The organism is Bradyrhizobium sp. STM 3566, assembly GCF_045571445.1.
GTDB lineage: Bacteria > Pseudomonadota > Alphaproteobacteria > Rhizobiales > Xanthobacteraceae > Bradyrhizobium > Bradyrhizobium vignae.
The window spans coordinates 1,848,630-1,864,811 of sequence record NZ_CP120692.1; the positions used below are offsets into that span (position 1 = coordinate 1,848,630).

Below are 16,182 nucleotides of genomic sequence, written 5' to 3' on the forward strand. Positions count from 1 at the left end.
CTTCAGGCGTGCACGCGCTGCCGCGAGGTCCTGATGGCGTTCGCCGTTCGGGCCGCGATGGCCGAGGCGGGAAAGTCGCGGAAAGCCTGGGCGAGCGGCAGGTCGTTCCCCGCAAGGCCGGGCACGGTATAGCCTGTGATGTCGATCGTCGCGTCAAGCCCCTCCAGTGCGGGCCATTCCCGGCCTGCTTGGGTGAACGGCGCGAACTGACGCCCGACCACGACAATCGCAGCCGTGCGGCCGTGGCGACGCGCGAAGGCGATGACATGGTCGGCATGTGCGCCCTGTACTTCCAGCGGCTGGTAGTCGCCTTGCGCGAACACGTCGGCAAGCTCGTTGCGCAGCTTGACCAGATGCCGCGTCCAGGCCAGCTTGAGCCGGCCGTCCGGCCAGCTCTTGATCAGGCCGTTCCAGTCCGGCGCTTCCAATGACGTCAGCGCCGCGCGGCGCGCGGCGAAGTCGACGGGGCGGCGGTTGTCGGGATCGACCAGCGACAGGTCCCAGAATTCGCTGCCTTGATAGAAGTCCGGCACGCCCGGCAGCGTCGCCTTGAGCGTGAGCTGGCTCAGCGAGTTCAACGTGCCGAGCAGCGCGACGCGGCGAGCCAGGGTTTGCAACGCCTCCAGGAATTCGGCGGATTGAGCGGAGTCGAGGATCTTCTCGATGAAGTCGCGTATGCCGTTCTCGTAGGCTTCATGCGGATTGAGCCAGCTCGTCTCCTCCTTGCCTTCGCGCGCAGCCTTGAGCGCATAGGCCTGGATGCGCTCGACGAAGGCGGCATCGATCGACTCTTGCAGCGGCCAGGTGCCGAGCAGGGTCTGGTAGAGCATGTATTCGAACGTCGCCGACGGGGCGCGGAAATTGCCGTGGAGTGTGAGATGCGGCGCGTTCAACACCTTCCATCGCGCCACCGCGCTGGTCCATTCGCCGGGAACCTCGCTCAGCGCCGCGATACGCATGCGGGCATCCTCGCCGCGCTTGGTATCGTGGGTGGCCGTCGCGGTCATGCCTTGCGGCCATTCCCTGGCGCGGGCCTGCATGGCCTGGTGGAAGGCGGGAATGGTGAGGCCGGTGCTCGCGGGATCGCCGCCGACCTCGTTCAGCGCAAGCAGCCGGTGGAATTGATAGAACGCCGTGTCCTCCAGCGACTTCGCCATCATCGGCCCGGTGAACTGCTGCACCTTCAGCGCGAACCGGCGCACGCGCGGCGTGCTGTGCGGAGGACGGCCGGGCTTGAGCAAGTCCATGGTCAGCGCGTCGCGCAGGAAGTCGAAAATGCCTTCGTCGGCGGCAAACCACTCCCGGCGGGCGCGCGCGATGGTGTCCTCGATCAGCTTGCGGTCGTGCGCGGTGGGGCCGCTGTGCGTCAGGTAGGTGCGATAGACCGGGAAATGCAGCACATAAAGTTCGAGCGCCTGCCGCAAACTGTCGGCTGAGAAGTCGCGTGTCGAATAATGCCCGTTGGCGATGCGCGCGAGCAGGCGCGTCAGCACGGTGAACTCGCTGGTAAGCAAGGTCTCGAGCACCCGCCGCTTCGCCTCCTTGACGTAAGGCGCAAGCCGCGGCGGGCGGTTGCTGATCTGCCGCCAGGTCTCGTCGAGCGCTTCCAGGCCTTTGGGATCGACCAGCACATGGGTAATGACGTTCATCCACTCGTAGCCGGTGGTGCCCTGGACGCCGGCGAAATGCGGCAGGCGCTCGTGCTCGCACAGGATCTTCTCGATCACCGTATAGAACGGCTTTGTGTTGCCCTGGGCGTCGCGCACCAGCCGGCGCAGCCGCTGGCAGTATTGTGCGGGGTCACGCAGTCCGTCGATGTGATCGAGCCGGATTCCCTGTAGTTTGCCCTCGGCGATGAGTTGCTTCACCAGCCGATGCGTGGCGGCAAATGTGCTCGCGTCCTCGACGCGCAGGCCGGCGAGGCCGTTGACGTCGAAGAAGCGGCGATAATTGATGTCGCTGGAGGCAAGCCGCCAGTGCCCGAGCTTGTAGTGCTGGCGCTCCAGGAGATGATGCAGCGTCAGCGTCTGTGCCGGGCGGTCCTTGCCGGCGCGATAGGCGGCAAGGCCGCGACTGATGATGTCGGCGGCGCCTGCGATCTCCTTGAGCTCGGACTTGAAGGCGGGAGCTTCCTTGCGATTGGGGCGGCGCAGCCCGGTGTAGTGCGCCGCGAGCGCGAGCAGGCACTTGCCGGGCTCCGTCTCGGCGGCGTCCGCCTCCTTGACGATCACGCGCAGTATCTCGCCGTAGCGCTCCGGCGCGATGGGTAGGCGGTGCTCGAAATACCAGGCGGAGAGACTTCCCTCGTCCGGATCGTAGCGCAGCTCGATGTCGCCGCGCTCCAGCGCCTCGCCGTAGGACGTGCCGAGGATCGGCAGCAGCACGCCGCCGCGGGCGCGGTAGGCCAATTGATCCCAGTCGATGTCGAAGGAGGCCGCGTGCGGCGAGGCCTGGCCCCATTCCAGCACGTCGAGCCACCAGGGATTGTCGGAGAAGTGCACGCCGACATGGTTGGGCACGAAGTCGATGATGAGGCCGAGATCGTGCTGCTGAAGCGCCTCGCTCAGCCGCGCAAAACCGGCCTCGCCGCCCAGCTCCGGATTGAGCTGGCTGTGGTCGACCGTGTCGTAGCCATGGCTCGAGCCCTTTCGCGCCTTCATCACCGGCGAGGCGTAGAGATGCGTGATCCCCAACGCTTTCAGGTAAGGTACGACCGCGGCAGCCTTGTCGAAGTCGAAATCCGCCGTGAGCTGGAGCCGGTAGGTCGCGAGCGGAATGGCAGGAGGCATCTCAACCTCCGAGACGCCAGACCACCGACCAGGGCGGAATCCGATCGCCGGCCGCGCCGCCCCAGATCGGCGCGCCCGCACTGACGGTGGAGGTGATCTCGTGATCCGAGAGATTGGCGACGAGGCGCAACGTCGTGCCGTCGCCCATCCGCCAATGCGCGGTGAGCAGGCCGTTGTCGGCCGCCTCGGCGTCACCGAAGCTCGCGCCCTTCAGCCGCGGCACGATCTCCTTGTGACGGAGCGCGAGCAGGTCCTTCACCAGCGCAAGGCGCTCGTCCTGCTGCGGCGTGCGGCCGGCCCAGTCGAGCACGGCCGATTGCAGCGTTGCGGGATCGAGTGGGTCGGGCACTTCGTCGCCGTATTTTTCGTACGCCCAGGCATATTCCTGCTTGCGCCCCTTGCGCACCGCATCGGCGAGTCCACCTTGGAAGTCGCAGAAAAACGGGAAGGGGACCGTCGAGCCCCATTCCTCGCCCTGAAACAGCATCGGCACCATCGGGGTGAGCAGGGTAACCGCGAGCGCGGCCTCGATCTGTTTTGGCGATGCCAGGCTTTCCAGCCGCTCGCCAAGCGGACGATTACCGATCTGATCGTGGTTCTGCAGGAAGTTGACGAAGGTCGCCGGCGGCAGCTTGCCGCTCGGCTCGCCGCGCGGCTTCTTGCCCCAGAATTCCGAGATCTCGCCCTGATAGACGAAGCCGGAGGCGAGCGCGCGCGCAAGATCCATGCGCGGCGTCTGGTAATCGCCATAATAGCCGGCATGCTCGCCGGTCAGCATCACGTGCCAGACGTGATGATAATCGTCGTTCCACTGGCCACGATATTTGCCGTTCGGCGGGTCCTGCGCAGCATCGAGCAGGCTGGCGCGATTGTCGCCGTTCTCCAGCACGAGGTGGATGTGGCGTCCCGTGGCCTTGGCGAGCTCGCCGGCGGCAACGCTGAGGTCCTGCAGCATGGACTGCTCGCCCGGGACAGCCATGATGTGGTTGGCGGCGTCGAGCCTGAGGCCGTCGAAGCGGTAGTCGCAGAGCCAGGACAGCGCGTTCTCGACGGCAAACGCGCGCACCTGCGGCAGGCGGTAGTCGATCGCGCTGCCCCATGGCGTGTGCGCATCGGTGAAGAAGGTCGGCGCATAGCGGCCGAGATAATTCCCCTCCGGGCCGAAATGATTGTAGACCACGTCGAGGAACACCATCAGCCCGCGCAGATGGGCCTCGTCGATCAGCGTCTTCAGGTCTTCTGGCCGGCCATAGGCGCTGTCGGGCGCATACCACAGCACGCCGTCATAGCCCCAGCCGCGGCGTCCTGCGAAATCGGCCAGCGGCATCAATTCCAGCGCGGTGATGCCGGTTGTCGTGAGATGATCGAGCTTGTCGATCATGGCGCGGTAGGTGCCTTCGGTCGTGAAGGTGCCGACATGGGTCTCGATCAGCACCGTCTCTTCCCACGGACGGCCCCGCCATTCGCGCGCGCGCCATACGAAGGCGTCATGATCGATCACCTCGCTCGGGCCGAACACGTCCTCGGGCTGGAAAGCCGAAGCAGGATCCGGCACGTCGATCTCGTCGTCGATCCTGAACTTGTAGGGGCTGCCGGCGGTGAGGCCGGCAATGTCGGCGACGTACCAGCCATCCTGCCGGCGCTGCATCGCGTGCCTGCGGTCGAGCAAGAGGTCGACACGGCGCGCGGCGGGCGCCCATAGCCGGAACGACACGCCGTCCTTCGTCGGCCTCGCCCCGAAGGATGCCCTCATGGTGCCCCCGCAAAGGCGAGCACGGAGCGCGGCGGCGCCTTGCTGTCGCTCCCGGGCAGGAAGTCGATCGTATTCAGCTTGGCATCGGTCGTGTTCAGGATCTGCTGCCAGCTCTTATATTCGGCCATTCTGGGCAATTTGAATGCGATCTCTTCGGGGGCGGCGTTCAGGACGATAAAGATCGCAGCCCCGCCCGGTTCCATCGGGCCCATCACATAGGAGAGGAATCTGCCTTCCGGAAATTTCCAGTCGCTCTCCGACATCTCGTCGCCGGCGGGCGTCAGCCACAACGCACCGTAGGAGGCGCCGTCCTTGGGCCGGCCATCAAGCCAGCGATGGCTGCGCAGCTGCGAGAACCGGCGGCGGATGTCGGCGAGATGGGCGACGAAATCGACCATGTCGTCGCCCTCCTTGCCGAGATTGTCCCAGCCGACCCAGCCGACTTCGTTGTCCTGGCAATAGGCGTTGTTGTTGCCGGATTGCGAGTTGCCGACCTCGTCGCCGGCGAGGATCAACGGAACGCCCTGCGCCAGCATCAGGCAGGCCAGCACGTTCTTGCGCAGCTGCCGGCGCAGGCTGATGATGTTGGGATCGTCGGTCGGCCCCTCGACACCACAATTGTTGCTGTGATTGTCGTTGGAGCCGTCGCGATTGTCCTCGCCATTGGCCTCGTTGTGCTTCTCGTTGTAGCTGAAGAGGTCGGCGAGGGTGAAGCCGTCGTGGACGGTGATGTGATTGATGCTGGCGCGCGGCCGGCGTCCGTCGTGGTTGAACAGGTCGGACGACGCGGTCATGCGGCTGGAAATGTCGCCGATCAGGCTGCCTTCGCCGCTCCAGTAGCGGCGCATGGCGCTGCGATAGCGATCGTTCCATTCCGACCATTGCGATGGGAAGGCGCCGACCTGGTAGCCGCCGAGCCCGAGGTCCCAGGGCTCCGCGACGAGCTTGACGGCCGCCAGCACCGGGTCCTGCCGGACCGCGGTCAAGAACGAGCTGCCGCGATCAAAGCCGTGCGGTCCCCGCGCCAGCGTGGTGGCGAGGTCGAAACGGAAGCCATCGACATGGCAGACCTCGACCCAGTAGCGCAGGGAATCCATCACCATCTGCAGCACGCGCGGGTGGGTGAGGTTCACCGACGAGCCGCAACCGGTGAAATCGTCGTAGTAGCGCGGGTTCTCGCGGTTCAGCCAGTAATAGGAGGCGTTGTCGATACCGCGATAGCACAGCGTCGGGCCGAGGTGGTTGCCCTCGGCGGTGTGGTTGTAGACGACGTCGAGCATCACCTCGATTCCGGCATCGTGCAGCCGTGCCACCGTGGTGCGGAAGGAATCGAGCGCGTTGTCCTGAGCGTAGCGCGGCTCGGGCGCGAAGAAGGACAGCGTGTTGTAGCCCCAGTAATTGGCGAGCTTCTTTTCCACGAGGATGCGGTCGTCGACGAAGCTGTGGATCGGCAACAGCTCGACCGTAGTGACTCCGAGCTTCTTCAGGTGCTCGATCATCGCCGGCGAGGACAGGCCGCCATAGGTGCCGCGCAAGTTCGGCGGCACGTCGTCGCGCTTCTGAGTGAGGCCCTTGACGTGGGCCTCGTAGATGATGGTGTCTTCCCAGGAGATGTTGGGACGGATCTCGCGGCGGCCCCAGTTGAAGGTCTCGTCGACCACGACGGCCTTCGGCATGCCGCGCGCATTGTCGCGCCGGTCGAAGGACAGGTCTTCGCGCGGTGAGCCGGTGCGATAGGCAAAATGGGCATCGCTCCAGACCAGCCGCCCGGCAAGCCGCTTGGCATAGGGGTCGAGCAGCAGCTTGTTGGCGTTGAAGCGATGGCCGTGCTCGGGCTCGTAGGGCCCGTGCACGCGATAGCCGTAGAGCTGGCCGGGCGAGACGTCATTGAGATAGCCGTGCCAGACATCCTCGGTCTTCTCAGGCAGCTCGATACGCTCGAGCTCGCGGCGGCCTTGCGCGTCGAACAGGCAGAGCTCGACCCTCTGCGCGTTGGCGGAGAACAGCGCGAAATTGGTGCCGCGTCCGTCCCAGCTTGCGCCGAGCCGTGCGGGCGATCCGGCGGTCAGGCGCATCGATCAGCTTTCCGGAACGAGGAAGATCGCGGCGAGCGGCGGAATGGTGAGGCGGAGCTCGGGCGCCTTGCCGTCAACGGTCTGAACCTCGCCGATGTTCCCGACATTGCTGCCGCCGTAATGGTCGGAGTCGGAATTGAACGCCTCTTTCCACTTGCCGGCCAAAGGCACGCGAACGCGATAGTTGCGATAGACATTGGGAGAGAAATTGACGACCACCAGGCATCGCGCCTGCTCGTCAAAGCCCTTGCGCAGCCAGGCGAACACGTTGCGGTTGGCATCGTCGGTGATCAGCCATTCGAAGCCGGCCTGGTCGCAATCCATCTGGTGCAGCGCCGGCACGGCCCGGTAGAGCCGGTTGAGGTCGCGGATCAGCGCCTGGATGCCGGAATGGTACTTGTATTCGAGCAGGTGCCAGTCGAGCGATTGATCGTGATTCCATTCGCTGCTCTGCGCGATTTCCGCGCCCATGAACAGCAGCTTCTTGCCGGGATGTCCGAACATGAAGCTGTAATAGGCGCGCAAATTGGCGAAGCGCTGCCACTCGTCGCCGGGCATGCGGCCGAGGATCGAACGTTTGCCGTGCACGACCTCGTCATGCGACAGCGGCAGGATGAAGTTCTCCGAGAACGCGTAGTGCAGGCCGAACAGGATCTCGCCGTGGTGGTGCTTGCGGTAGATCGGATCCTTGCTGATGTAGCTCAGCGTGTCGTGCATCCAGCCCATGTTCCACTTGTAGCCGAAGCCGAGCCCGCCGAATTCGACCGGGCGTGAGACCTGAGGCCAGGCAGTGGACTCCTCAGCCGCCGTGGTCGCCTGCGGGAAGCGGGCGAACACTTCCGTGTTGAAACGGCGCAGGAAGTTGATCGCCTCGATGTTCTCCCGCCCGCCATACTGGTTCGGAACCCATGCGCCGGGCGGCCGGCTGTAGTCGAGATACAGCATGGAGGCCACCGCGTCGACGCGCAGGCCGTCGATCGCGTAACGCTCCAGCCAGAACAGTGCATTCGACACTAGGAAGTTCGTCACTTCGGTGCGGCCGTAATTGTAGATCAGCGTGCCCCAGTCGAGGTGGCGACCCTGGAGCGGGTTGGCGTGCTCGTAGAGCGAGGTGCCGTCGAAATGGCCGAGCCCGTGCGGATCATCCGGGAAATGGCCGGGCACCCAGTCGAGCAGCACGCCGATGCCCTCGCGGTGGCAGGCATCGACCAGTGTCGCAAAGTCATCGGGTGTGCCGAAGCGGCTGGTCGGCGCGTAGAGGCCGGTCGGCTGGTAGCCCCAGGAGCCGTCGAACGGATGCTCGCTGACGGGCAGGAATTCGAGATGGGTGAATCCCATGTCGCGGGCGTAGGCCGGCAGCTGCTCGGCCAGTTCGCGATAGGTCAGCCATTCATTGTTGCCCTTGCGTCGCCACGAGCCGAGATGGACCTCGTAGATCGACATCGGCGCCGACAGGGCATTGATGCCGTCGGGCGCCGGGCGCGGCCGCGGCAGACGCGCCTCGTCGAACACGATCGAAGCCGTCTTCGGCCGCAGCTCGCTGGCAAATGCCAGCGGATCGGATTTCAGCGGCAGCAGGTGGCCGTGCGGGCCGATGATCTCGAATTTGTAGTGATCGCCGGCCTTCGCATGCGGAATGAACAATTCCCAGTAACCGCTGCCGCGCACCCGCATCGGGTGACGCCGCCCGTCCCAGAAGTTGAAGTCGCCGACCACGGATACGCGCCGCGCATTTGGCGCCAGCACCACGAAGCCGATGCCGTCCACGCCCTCGAGCCGCATCGGATGCGCGCCGAGCTTGTCGTAGAGGCGCTGATGGGTGCCTTCGCCGAGCAGGTAGAGATCGAAATCGGTCAGGATCGGCGGAAAGCGGTAGGCATCCTCGAACTCGACGACGTCGTTGCCGAAGGTCGCGCGCAGCTGGTAGTGCTTCGAGCCATTGGGCAGGGCGCCGATGAACAGGCCGGAATCGTGCACGCGGTCGAGCGGAGCGATCTCGCCATGCTCGCCGACCGCCTCGACATTGGTGGCCTCGGGCAGAAACGCGCGCACCACGCTTTTGCCGCCCTCGGGATGCAGCCCGAGATAGTGGAAGGGATCGGAGTGGCGGCCCTCGATGATCGCATAGGCCTCGGCAGGCAATTTAGGCATGGGCTTCGCTCTCGGCACTGGACAGAATGCGAAGCAGTTCGGTCAGCGGCGCATGGAGCCCCTCAGGCCGGTGGGACAGCTCGTGCTCTACTTCGTCGAACGCTTGATCAAGCAGGAAAAACCTTAACAGGCCTCGCGTTGATGGCCGATCTTCCGGCCACAGCCTCCGGTCGGTCATGGCTTCGCGGTAGGCGGATAGGAAGGTCGCGGTGGCGCGTTCGCGCCATTCGTCGAGCGCGGCGACGAGCCGGCCCTGCTCGTCGGAGGCGCCCGTGAGCGCGCGACTGAGGGCCGCGTTAACCGAAACGTCGATCGAGTGGATCAGGCCCGCGACGTCGCGGGCGGCCGGAGCCTTGCGCCGCTTGTCGACCAGTGGCACGCGCGGATCGCCGTCGAAATCGATGATGAAGATGTCGTCCTTCACGATCAGAGTTTGCCCGAGGCGGAAGTCGCCATGATGACGGATGTTCAACCCACGGGTCCCGGAAGGCAATAGCGCATTCAGCCGGTCGGACAGGCCCGCACGCGTCTCCGTAAGCCGATCGATCAGCGGCCGGTGCGCCTCCGGCAGGCCGTGGCGGCTGTCGGCCAGCCGTTCGAAAACCTGCTCGGCGCGAGCCTTGAGGTCGGATACGAGGCGCGCGATGCATGCGGAATCGATCGGCTCCGGAGCGAGCTCGTCCGGTTTTGCCGCGGCGAGGGCGACATGTAGCTCGGCGAGCCGCCGGCCGATCTGCGCGATGAAATGCAGATACGGCGCCTGCTCCTGGGTTTCGCGTGGCATCTTATCGGCCGGCGCCACGCGCTGCTCGTCGATATAACGATCGAGATAGCCCGTGGTCACCGTCCAGCCGTCGCCCTGGTTCTCGACATAGGCATGCAGCACGCCGAGCGCGCTGCGCTGGTCGCCGTCGACCAGCTCGACGCTGCCGAGCAGCGCCGGTGTGTTGGCGAAGCGCGCGACCTCGGTGAGATAGTGGCCGATCTCGATCTCGGGGCTGATGCCGCTTTCGAGCCGGCGATAGATCTTGGCGACGTACTGGTTGTCGACCAGCGCGGTGCTGTTCGACTGCTCGATCGCACGGATGCGCCCGGGCTCCTTGATCGTGTAATCGGCGAAGCGGCTGGTGGCCTTGAACTCCAGCCGCAGATTGTTCTCTTCCACCACGAGATTCTGCGACAGATTGCGCAGGAACAGGCCGATGAAGATCTGCTCGGTCGCGACATCGAGCAGCGTGCCTTCGCGCGCGCCCTGGCGCACGGCGGCCAGCGCTTTCGGGTTGAAGCGCTCGCGGTCGAAGCGCACCCACTCGATCTGGAGCGGCAGTACATAGCGTGTGGTCGCGTCCCCCTGCCTGGTCTCGAAGAACGCGATCCAGGGGCGGTTGTCGCCGATGTCGCAGAACGGCACCGCAGAGGTCAACGCGGTCTTGATCTGCTTGGGATTGTGCTCGGGGAACCAACGCGTCCGTGACAGAAATCCCGGCAGCACGTCGCGCTCGAACACGCCGCGCTCGCGGGCAAGCGACACCCAGTTCGAGTTCACCGGGACCACCAGCGTCTCGAACTCCGGCACCGCGCTCGGCGTCACCGGCTCGGACTTGTCGCGCTCCAGGAGCTGGAACCAGTAGAAGCCATAGGGCCCCAGCGTGATCATGTAAGGCAGTTCGCCGATCGCGGGGAAGCGGGTGCGGCCGAGCATCTCCTGCGGGATGCGGTCCTTCCACGGCGACAGGTCGAGCTCGGTCGCTTGCGCGGCACGGGAGAGATTGGCGACGCAGAGGATCACCTCGTCGCGATACTGCCGGACATAGGCCAGCACGGCGCGGTTGGCCGGGCGGATGAAGGTCATGGTGCCGCGGCCGAAGGCGAGCGTCGACTTGCGCACCGAGATCAGCCGCTTGGTGGCGCTGAGCAGCGACGACAGGCTGCGCGACTGTGCCTCCACGTTCACCGACTCGTAGCCATAGACCGGGTCCATGATCAGCGGCGCGTAGAGGCGGGCCGGATCGCAGCGCGAGAAACCGCCGTTGCGGTCCGGGCTCCATTGCATCGGCGTGCGCACGCCGTTGCGGTCGCCGAGATAGATGTTGTCGCCCATCCCGATCTCGTCGCCGTAATAGATGATCGGCGTGCCGGGGAACGACAGCAGCAGCGAGTTCATCAGCTCGATCTTGCGGCGGTCGTTGTCCATCAGCGGCGCAAGGCGCCGGCGAATGCCGACATTGATGCGCGCGCGGGGATCGTTGGCGTAGGTGGTCCAGAGATAGTCGCGCTCGACGTCGGTGACCATCTCCAGCGTCAGTTCGTCGTGGTTGCGCAGGAACAGCGCCCATTGGCAGCTCGCCGGGATGTCCGGCGTCTGGCGCAGGATGTCGGTGATCGGGAAGCGGTCCTCCTGTGCGATCGCCATGTAGATGCGCGGCATCAGCGGGAAGTGATAGGCCATGTGGCACTCGTCGCCACGGCCGAAATATTCCTGCACGTCCTCCGGCCATTGATTGGCCTCGGCCAGCAGCAGCTTGCCTTTGGAATACGCATCGAGCTCCTGGCGCAGGCGCTTGATGATCGCATGCGTCTCGGGGAGGTTCTCGTTAGAGGTGCCCTCGCGCTCGCAGAGATAGGGAATGGCATCGAGGCGGAATCCGTCGACGCCGGCATCGAGCCAGCGCTTCATCACCTGGATGATGGCGCTGACCACGCGCGGATTGTCGAAATTGAGGTCCGGCTGGTGCGAGAAGAAACGGTGCCAGTAGAACGCGCCGGCCTCGGGATCCCAGGTCCAGTTCGACTTCTCCGTGTCGGTGAAGATGATGCGCGTGCCCTGGTATTTCTGGTCGGTGTCGCTCCAGACGTACCAGTTGCGCGCGCTGGAGCCTGGATGGCTGCGCCGCGCGCGCTTGAACCACTTGTGCTGGTCCGAAGTGTGGTTGACGACGAGCTCGGTGATGACGCGCAGGCCGCGCTTCTGCGCCTCCTGGATGAAGCGCTTGAAATCCTTCATCGTCCCGAAATCGGGATTGACCGACCCGTAGTCGGCGATGTCGTAGCCGTCGTCGCGGCCGGGCGAGGGATAGAACGGCAGCAGCCACAGCGCGGTGACGCCGAGCTCCTGGAGGTAAGGCAGCTTCTCGGTCAGTCCGGCGAAGTCGCCGATGCCGTCATTGTTGCTGTCGGCAAAAGCCTTGACGTGGAGCTGATAGATGATGGCATCCTTGTACCAGAGCTCATCCACGACCTCGGCAGCCTCGGCTTTTTTGGCATCGACGGAAGACAGGACATTCATGGCGTGAACCCTTACGCCAGGCCGCGGAATAGAAGCGCCGGATCGCGCTCTGGATCGATACGCAATCTGATTCCGCCCCATTCGATGCAGGACCGTTCGCCGGTGACGAGGTTTTCGAGTGTCGTCACATGGTGTCGCTGCCCGCCGGCGTCAATGGTGACGTCGCCGAGCGGCAGCCAGAATTCGCGCACGTGGCGCGACAGCGCGATCACGACAATGACGGCATTGTCCGGCTCGGTCGTCTGCTTCACGAAGGCAATGGTTTCGCCATCCTCGACGCCGAGGAAGCGCAGATTGACCGTCTGCCGGAGCGCCGCGTTCTCGGTGCGGATGCGATTGAGCGCGGCGATGTAGGGCTTGATGTTGCCGGGCTTGTCCCAGTCGCGCGGCTTGAGCCGATATTTCTCGGAATCCAGATATTCTTCGCGGCCGGGAATGGCCTCATGCTCGAGGAGCTCGAATCCGCCAAAGATGCCGTAATTGCCCGAGAGCGTCGCCGCCAGTGCGATGCGCGACTTGAATGCCCAGGCCTCTCCGCTCTGGAGATGATAAGGCAGCAGGTCGGCCGTGTTGACGAACAGGTTCGGACGATAGAACTCGCGCTCGGGATAGCGCGTCAGCTCGCCGAGATATTGCTCCAGCTCCCACCTTTCCGTGCGCCAGGGGAAATAGGTGAACGACTGCGCAAAGCCGAGCTTGGCGAGGCCCTTCATCAGCTTCGGCCGTGCATAGGTCTTGGAGAACAGGATCACCTCCGGATGCCGGCGGCGGATGTCGTGGATCAGCCACTCCCAGAATGGAAGCGGTGCGGTGTCGTGATTGTCGATGGCGAAGATGGTGACGCCATGGTCGATCCAGAACAGCATGGCGTCGCGAAACGCATTCCACAGGCCGGCGCGATCCACCGAGGCGAAATCGGGAATGACGATGTCGGAATAAGGGCCGTCGGCCGTCCGCACCGAGCGGTCCGGCCGCCATTTGAACCATTCCGGATGCTGTGTCAGCCAGGGATGGTCCGGCGAGCACTGCACCGCGAAGTCCAGCGCGAGCTCGAGCCCGTACTCGAGGCATGTGGCGACCAGCGCGCGAAAATCCTCGATCGTGCCGAGTTCGGGATGCAGCGCATCGTGGCCGCCCTCGGCCGAGCCGATCGCATAGGGCGAGCCCGGATCGCCCTCATTTGCCACCGGCGCGTCGTTGCGGCCCTTGCGGCTTGTTTGACCGATCGGGTGGATCGGCGTGAAGTAGAGCACGTCAAAGCCCATGGCAGCGATGTCGGGCACGCGCGCGATGCAGTCGCGCAGCGTGCCATGCCGGCCCAGCAACGCGCTCTGGCTGCGCGGCATCATCTGATACCAGGCGCTAAAGCGCGCCTTGTCGCGGTCTATGCTCAGCGGGAAGAGTGGTGAGCGGGTGAGGTCGGGCCGCGACTGGCTCTCGGCCATCGCTGTGCCGAGCTCGGCTGCGAGCAGCGAGGCGACGTCGCCGTTCCTCAGATAGTCCTCGCATTGCCTGATGATGACCGCTGCCGCGTCCTGCCGCGCGCCATGCGCCTTGGTCAAAAGGCCGGCGCCCTCGATGGCATCGAGGCTGACATCGGCCCCGGTGCGCCGCTTGCGCGCGACCGCGTGCGACCAGGTGGCGAACTCGTCGGTCCAGGCTTCGATCGCGTAGACATATTGGCCGGGCTCAACGGGCGTGAACGCGCCGCACCAGCGGTCATTGCCGTGATGGGTCATCGGCTCGCTCCGCCATTCGCGGTCCTGCTCTCCTCGCCAGATCAGCGCGGCGGCGATCACGGCCTCGCCGTCGCGGTAGATGTCGGCCCAGACCTCGACCGGTTCGCCGGCGATCCGCTTCACGGCGAAGCGGCCGCCGTCGATCGAGGGATAGACGTCCTCGATCAGGAAAGCGCTGCCGGCTGCGGCACTTTCGACAGTTTGAATTGTCTTGTTCACGGTGATGCCATTGACAAGAAAGCAGGAGCCCGTTTCCCTTGTCGGGAACCCACGCTTGGTACCATTATAGAAAGCCGCTTATGTGTCATTGGTTCCCCCGGAACGGCAAGCGCAGTGTGCGAGTTACCCCTGACTAACCTCTTCCGCGACCTCGTTAAAATCGATGCCCCTGGCCAAACAATGGCCTGCAAGCTGCGTGCCGAATGGATCTTTTAGCTCAAGCCCGGATCAAGGGCGTTCAGTCCGAATTCATCGACGCTCTCGGCAAGCTGCGGGTCACCGCGCCCGAGGCTCTCAAATCCATCCTCGAGGCGCTGCCGCAGAAGCGGGTTTACCGCTTCGCCAGCGGGCCGGTCGTGGTGCGTGCGCTGGGACATCCGCGCACGGAATTGGCTTCTATCGGCACGCCGCCGCTGCAATGGAAAATCCTCGGCAACGGCAATGTGATCGCCCAGGGCGAGACGCGCGAGCCCGTGATCGCCTGGCCCGCCGGCCTGCCACTCGGCTATCACCGCCTGACGCTGACGGATGCCGCGGGCGTGACCGAAGAGGTACCGATGATCGTGGCGCCGGAGCGCGCCTTCGGCGGCGATTTCGATCGCGGCTGGCTGCTTGCCGTGCAGCTCTACAGCGTCCGTTCGGACCGCAACTGGGGCATCGGCGACTTCACCGATCTCGCCGGGCTGGTCCGGCTTGCCAAGCAGCTCGGGGCCGACGGCGTCGGCCTCAATCCGCTGCATGTCCTGTTCGACGACCGCCCCGCCGATTGCAGCCCCTATTCGCCGAACAGCCGGCTCTTCCTCAACCCGCTCTACATCGACGTCGAGGCGATTCCCGAATTCTCGGCAGACCTCGTGCCCGACGCGGCCGCGACGGCGGCCCGTCTGCGCGAAGGTGATCGCGTCCCTTATGCCGACATGGCGGCGTTGAAATGGCTGGGTCTGCGCGCCGCCTTTGACAGCTTCGTGACGAGCGCGAGCCAGGCGCGCCGCAAGGCATTTGACGGCTTCCGCGCCGCTCGCGCGCCGCTGTTGTCCCGCTTTGCCTGCTTCGAGGTGTTGCGGCATCGCTTCAACGCACCCTGGTGGGAGTGGCCATCCGAATGGCAACGGCCGGACGAGGCCAAATGCACCGAGCTGCGCAATGGCCCGGGCAAGCGCGAGATCGAGTTCGTCGAATTCGTGCAATGGACGGCCGACAGCCAATTGCATGCCGCCAAGGAGCTCGCCAGCCAGCTCGGCATGCGGGTCGGGCTCTATCTCGACGTCGCCGTCGGCGTGCAGTCCAACGGCTTCGATGCCTGGAACGAGCAGAAGGCGATTTCCCGCCATCTCGCCGTCGGCGCGCCGCCCGACGTGCTCAACACCATCGGCCAGGACTGGGGTCTCGCCGGTTTCAACGCCGGTGGGCTCGAGGCGCAGTCCTTCGTTCCGTTCGCCGACATGCTCGCAGCGTCGATGCGCCATGCCGGCGCCATCAGGCTCGATCACGTGCTGGGTCTGAAGCGGCTTTATCTGGTGCCGCGCGGCTTCAAGCCCGATAACGGTGCCTATGTGCAGATGCCGTTCGAGGCGCTGCTGGCGGCCGTCGCGTGCGAGAGCGCGGCCCACAAATGCATCGTGATCGGCGAGGACCTCGGCACCGTGCCTGAAGGTTTCCGCGAGATGATGCAGGATTTCGGCATCTGGTCCTACCTCGTCATGATGTTCGAGCGCGACGATGCCGGCCATTTCCGCAACGTCGACCACTACCGGCCCAACGCGCTTGTGACGCTGAACACGCATGACCTGTGCACCTATGCCGGCTGGCGCTCCTTCAGCGACCTCAAGATGAAGCGCTCGCTCGGGCTCGATCCCGGCGAGAACGACCAGGCGCGCTGGGATGCGCTCGGCAGGCTCGACGAGATCCTGCGCCAGAACGGCATCGGCGCCAACGACCTCTATTCGGTGCTCGCCTTCCTGTCGCGCACGCCCTCGCGCCTGCTCGCGGTGTCCATGGAGGACCTGCTCGGTGTGATCGACCAGCCCAACATTCCCGGCACGATCGACGAGCATCCGAACTGGCGCCAGCGCCTTCCTGTTGCGCTCGACAAGATCGCGTCCAAGATCGATCTCGCGGCTTTGAAGGCCGCCACGCGGGAACGTTCCTTGCCCGGCGGGAGTTGACAGTC

Annotated in this window: 7 protein-coding genes; 1 reads left to right on the top strand and 6 read right to left on the bottom strand. The window is 65.0% G+C overall.

Annotated elements, in window-relative coordinates:
• Positions 1-2 precede the first annotated feature (2 nt).
• The 6 genes from treY to P6U27_RS08880 are packed head-to-tail and all read right to left on the bottom strand — an operon-like array spanning position 3 to position 14,012.
• A complete protein-coding gene (treY, locus tag P6U27_RS08855; protein ID WP_407193872.1) occupies positions 3-2,789 on the bottom strand; it encodes a malto-oligosyltrehalose synthase in 2,787 nt (928 codons plus the stop codon).
• Position 2,790: 1 nt separating this feature from the next.
• Positions 2,791-4,542, bottom strand: coding sequence for a malto-oligosyltrehalose trehalohydrolase (gene treZ / locus P6U27_RS08860; protein ID WP_407193873.1), 1,752 nt, complete (start codon positions 4,540-4,542; stop codon positions 2,791-2,793).
• Complete coding sequence (gene glgX, locus P6U27_RS08865; RefSeq protein ID WP_407193874.1) at positions 4,539-6,617, bottom strand: glycogen debranching protein GlgX; 2,079 nt, start codon at positions 6,615-6,617, stop codon at positions 4,539-4,541. Before glgX ends, treZ begins: the two co-directional genes overlap by 4 nt.
• A gap of 3 nt (positions 6,618-6,620) precedes the next feature.
• Complete coding sequence (gene glgB, locus P6U27_RS08870) at positions 6,621-8,768, bottom strand: 1,4-alpha-glucan branching protein GlgB (RefSeq protein WP_407193875.1); 2,148 nt, start codon at positions 8,766-8,768, stop codon at positions 6,621-6,623.
• Positions 8,761-12,054, bottom strand: coding sequence for a maltose alpha-D-glucosyltransferase (treS, locus tag P6U27_RS08875; protein WP_209295303.1), 3,294 nt, complete (start codon positions 12,052-12,054; stop codon positions 8,761-8,763). Before treS ends, glgB begins: the two co-directional genes overlap by 8 nt.
• Before the next feature lie 11 nt (positions 12,055-12,065).
• A complete protein-coding gene (locus tag P6U27_RS08880) occupies positions 12,066-14,012 on the bottom strand; it encodes a maltotransferase domain-containing protein (RefSeq protein WP_407193876.1) in 1,947 nt (648 codons plus the stop codon).
• A 203-nt stretch (positions 14,013-14,215) separates the two neighbouring features.
• Here P6U27_RS08880 and malQ point away from each other — a divergent pair, with 203 nt between their 5' ends.
• Entirely contained in the window at positions 14,216-16,177 is a 1,962-nt protein-coding gene (gene malQ, locus P6U27_RS08885) for a 4-alpha-glucanotransferase (RefSeq protein WP_407193877.1), read from the top strand.
• The last annotated feature ends 5 nt before the right edge of the window (positions 16,178-16,182 follow it).

What these genes read in the sequence shown, in the direction of transcription:
- treY (WP_407193872.1), bottom strand. Translation starts at nt 2,789, where the DNA reads ATGCCTCCTGCCATTCCGCTCGCGACCTACCGGCTCCAGCTCACGGCG.
- treZ (WP_407193873.1), bottom strand. Translation starts at nt 4,542, where the DNA reads ATGAGGGCATCCTTCGGGGCGAGGCCGACGAAGGACGGCGTGTCGTTC.
- glgX (WP_407193874.1), bottom strand. Translation starts at nt 6,617, where the DNA reads ATGCGCCTGACCGCCGGATCGCCCGCACGGCTCGGCGCAAGCTGGGAC.
- glgB (WP_407193875.1), bottom strand. Translation starts at nt 8,768, where the DNA reads ATGCCTAAATTGCCTGCCGAGGCCTATGCGATCATCGAGGGCCGCCAC.
- treS (WP_209295303.1), bottom strand. Translation starts at nt 12,054, where the DNA reads ATGAATGTCCTGTCTTCCGTCGATGCCAAAAAAGCCGAGGCTGCCGAG.
- malQ (WP_407193877.1), top strand. Translation starts at nt 14,216, where the DNA reads ATGGATCTTTTAGCTCAAGCCCGGATCAAGGGCGTTCAGTCCGAATTC.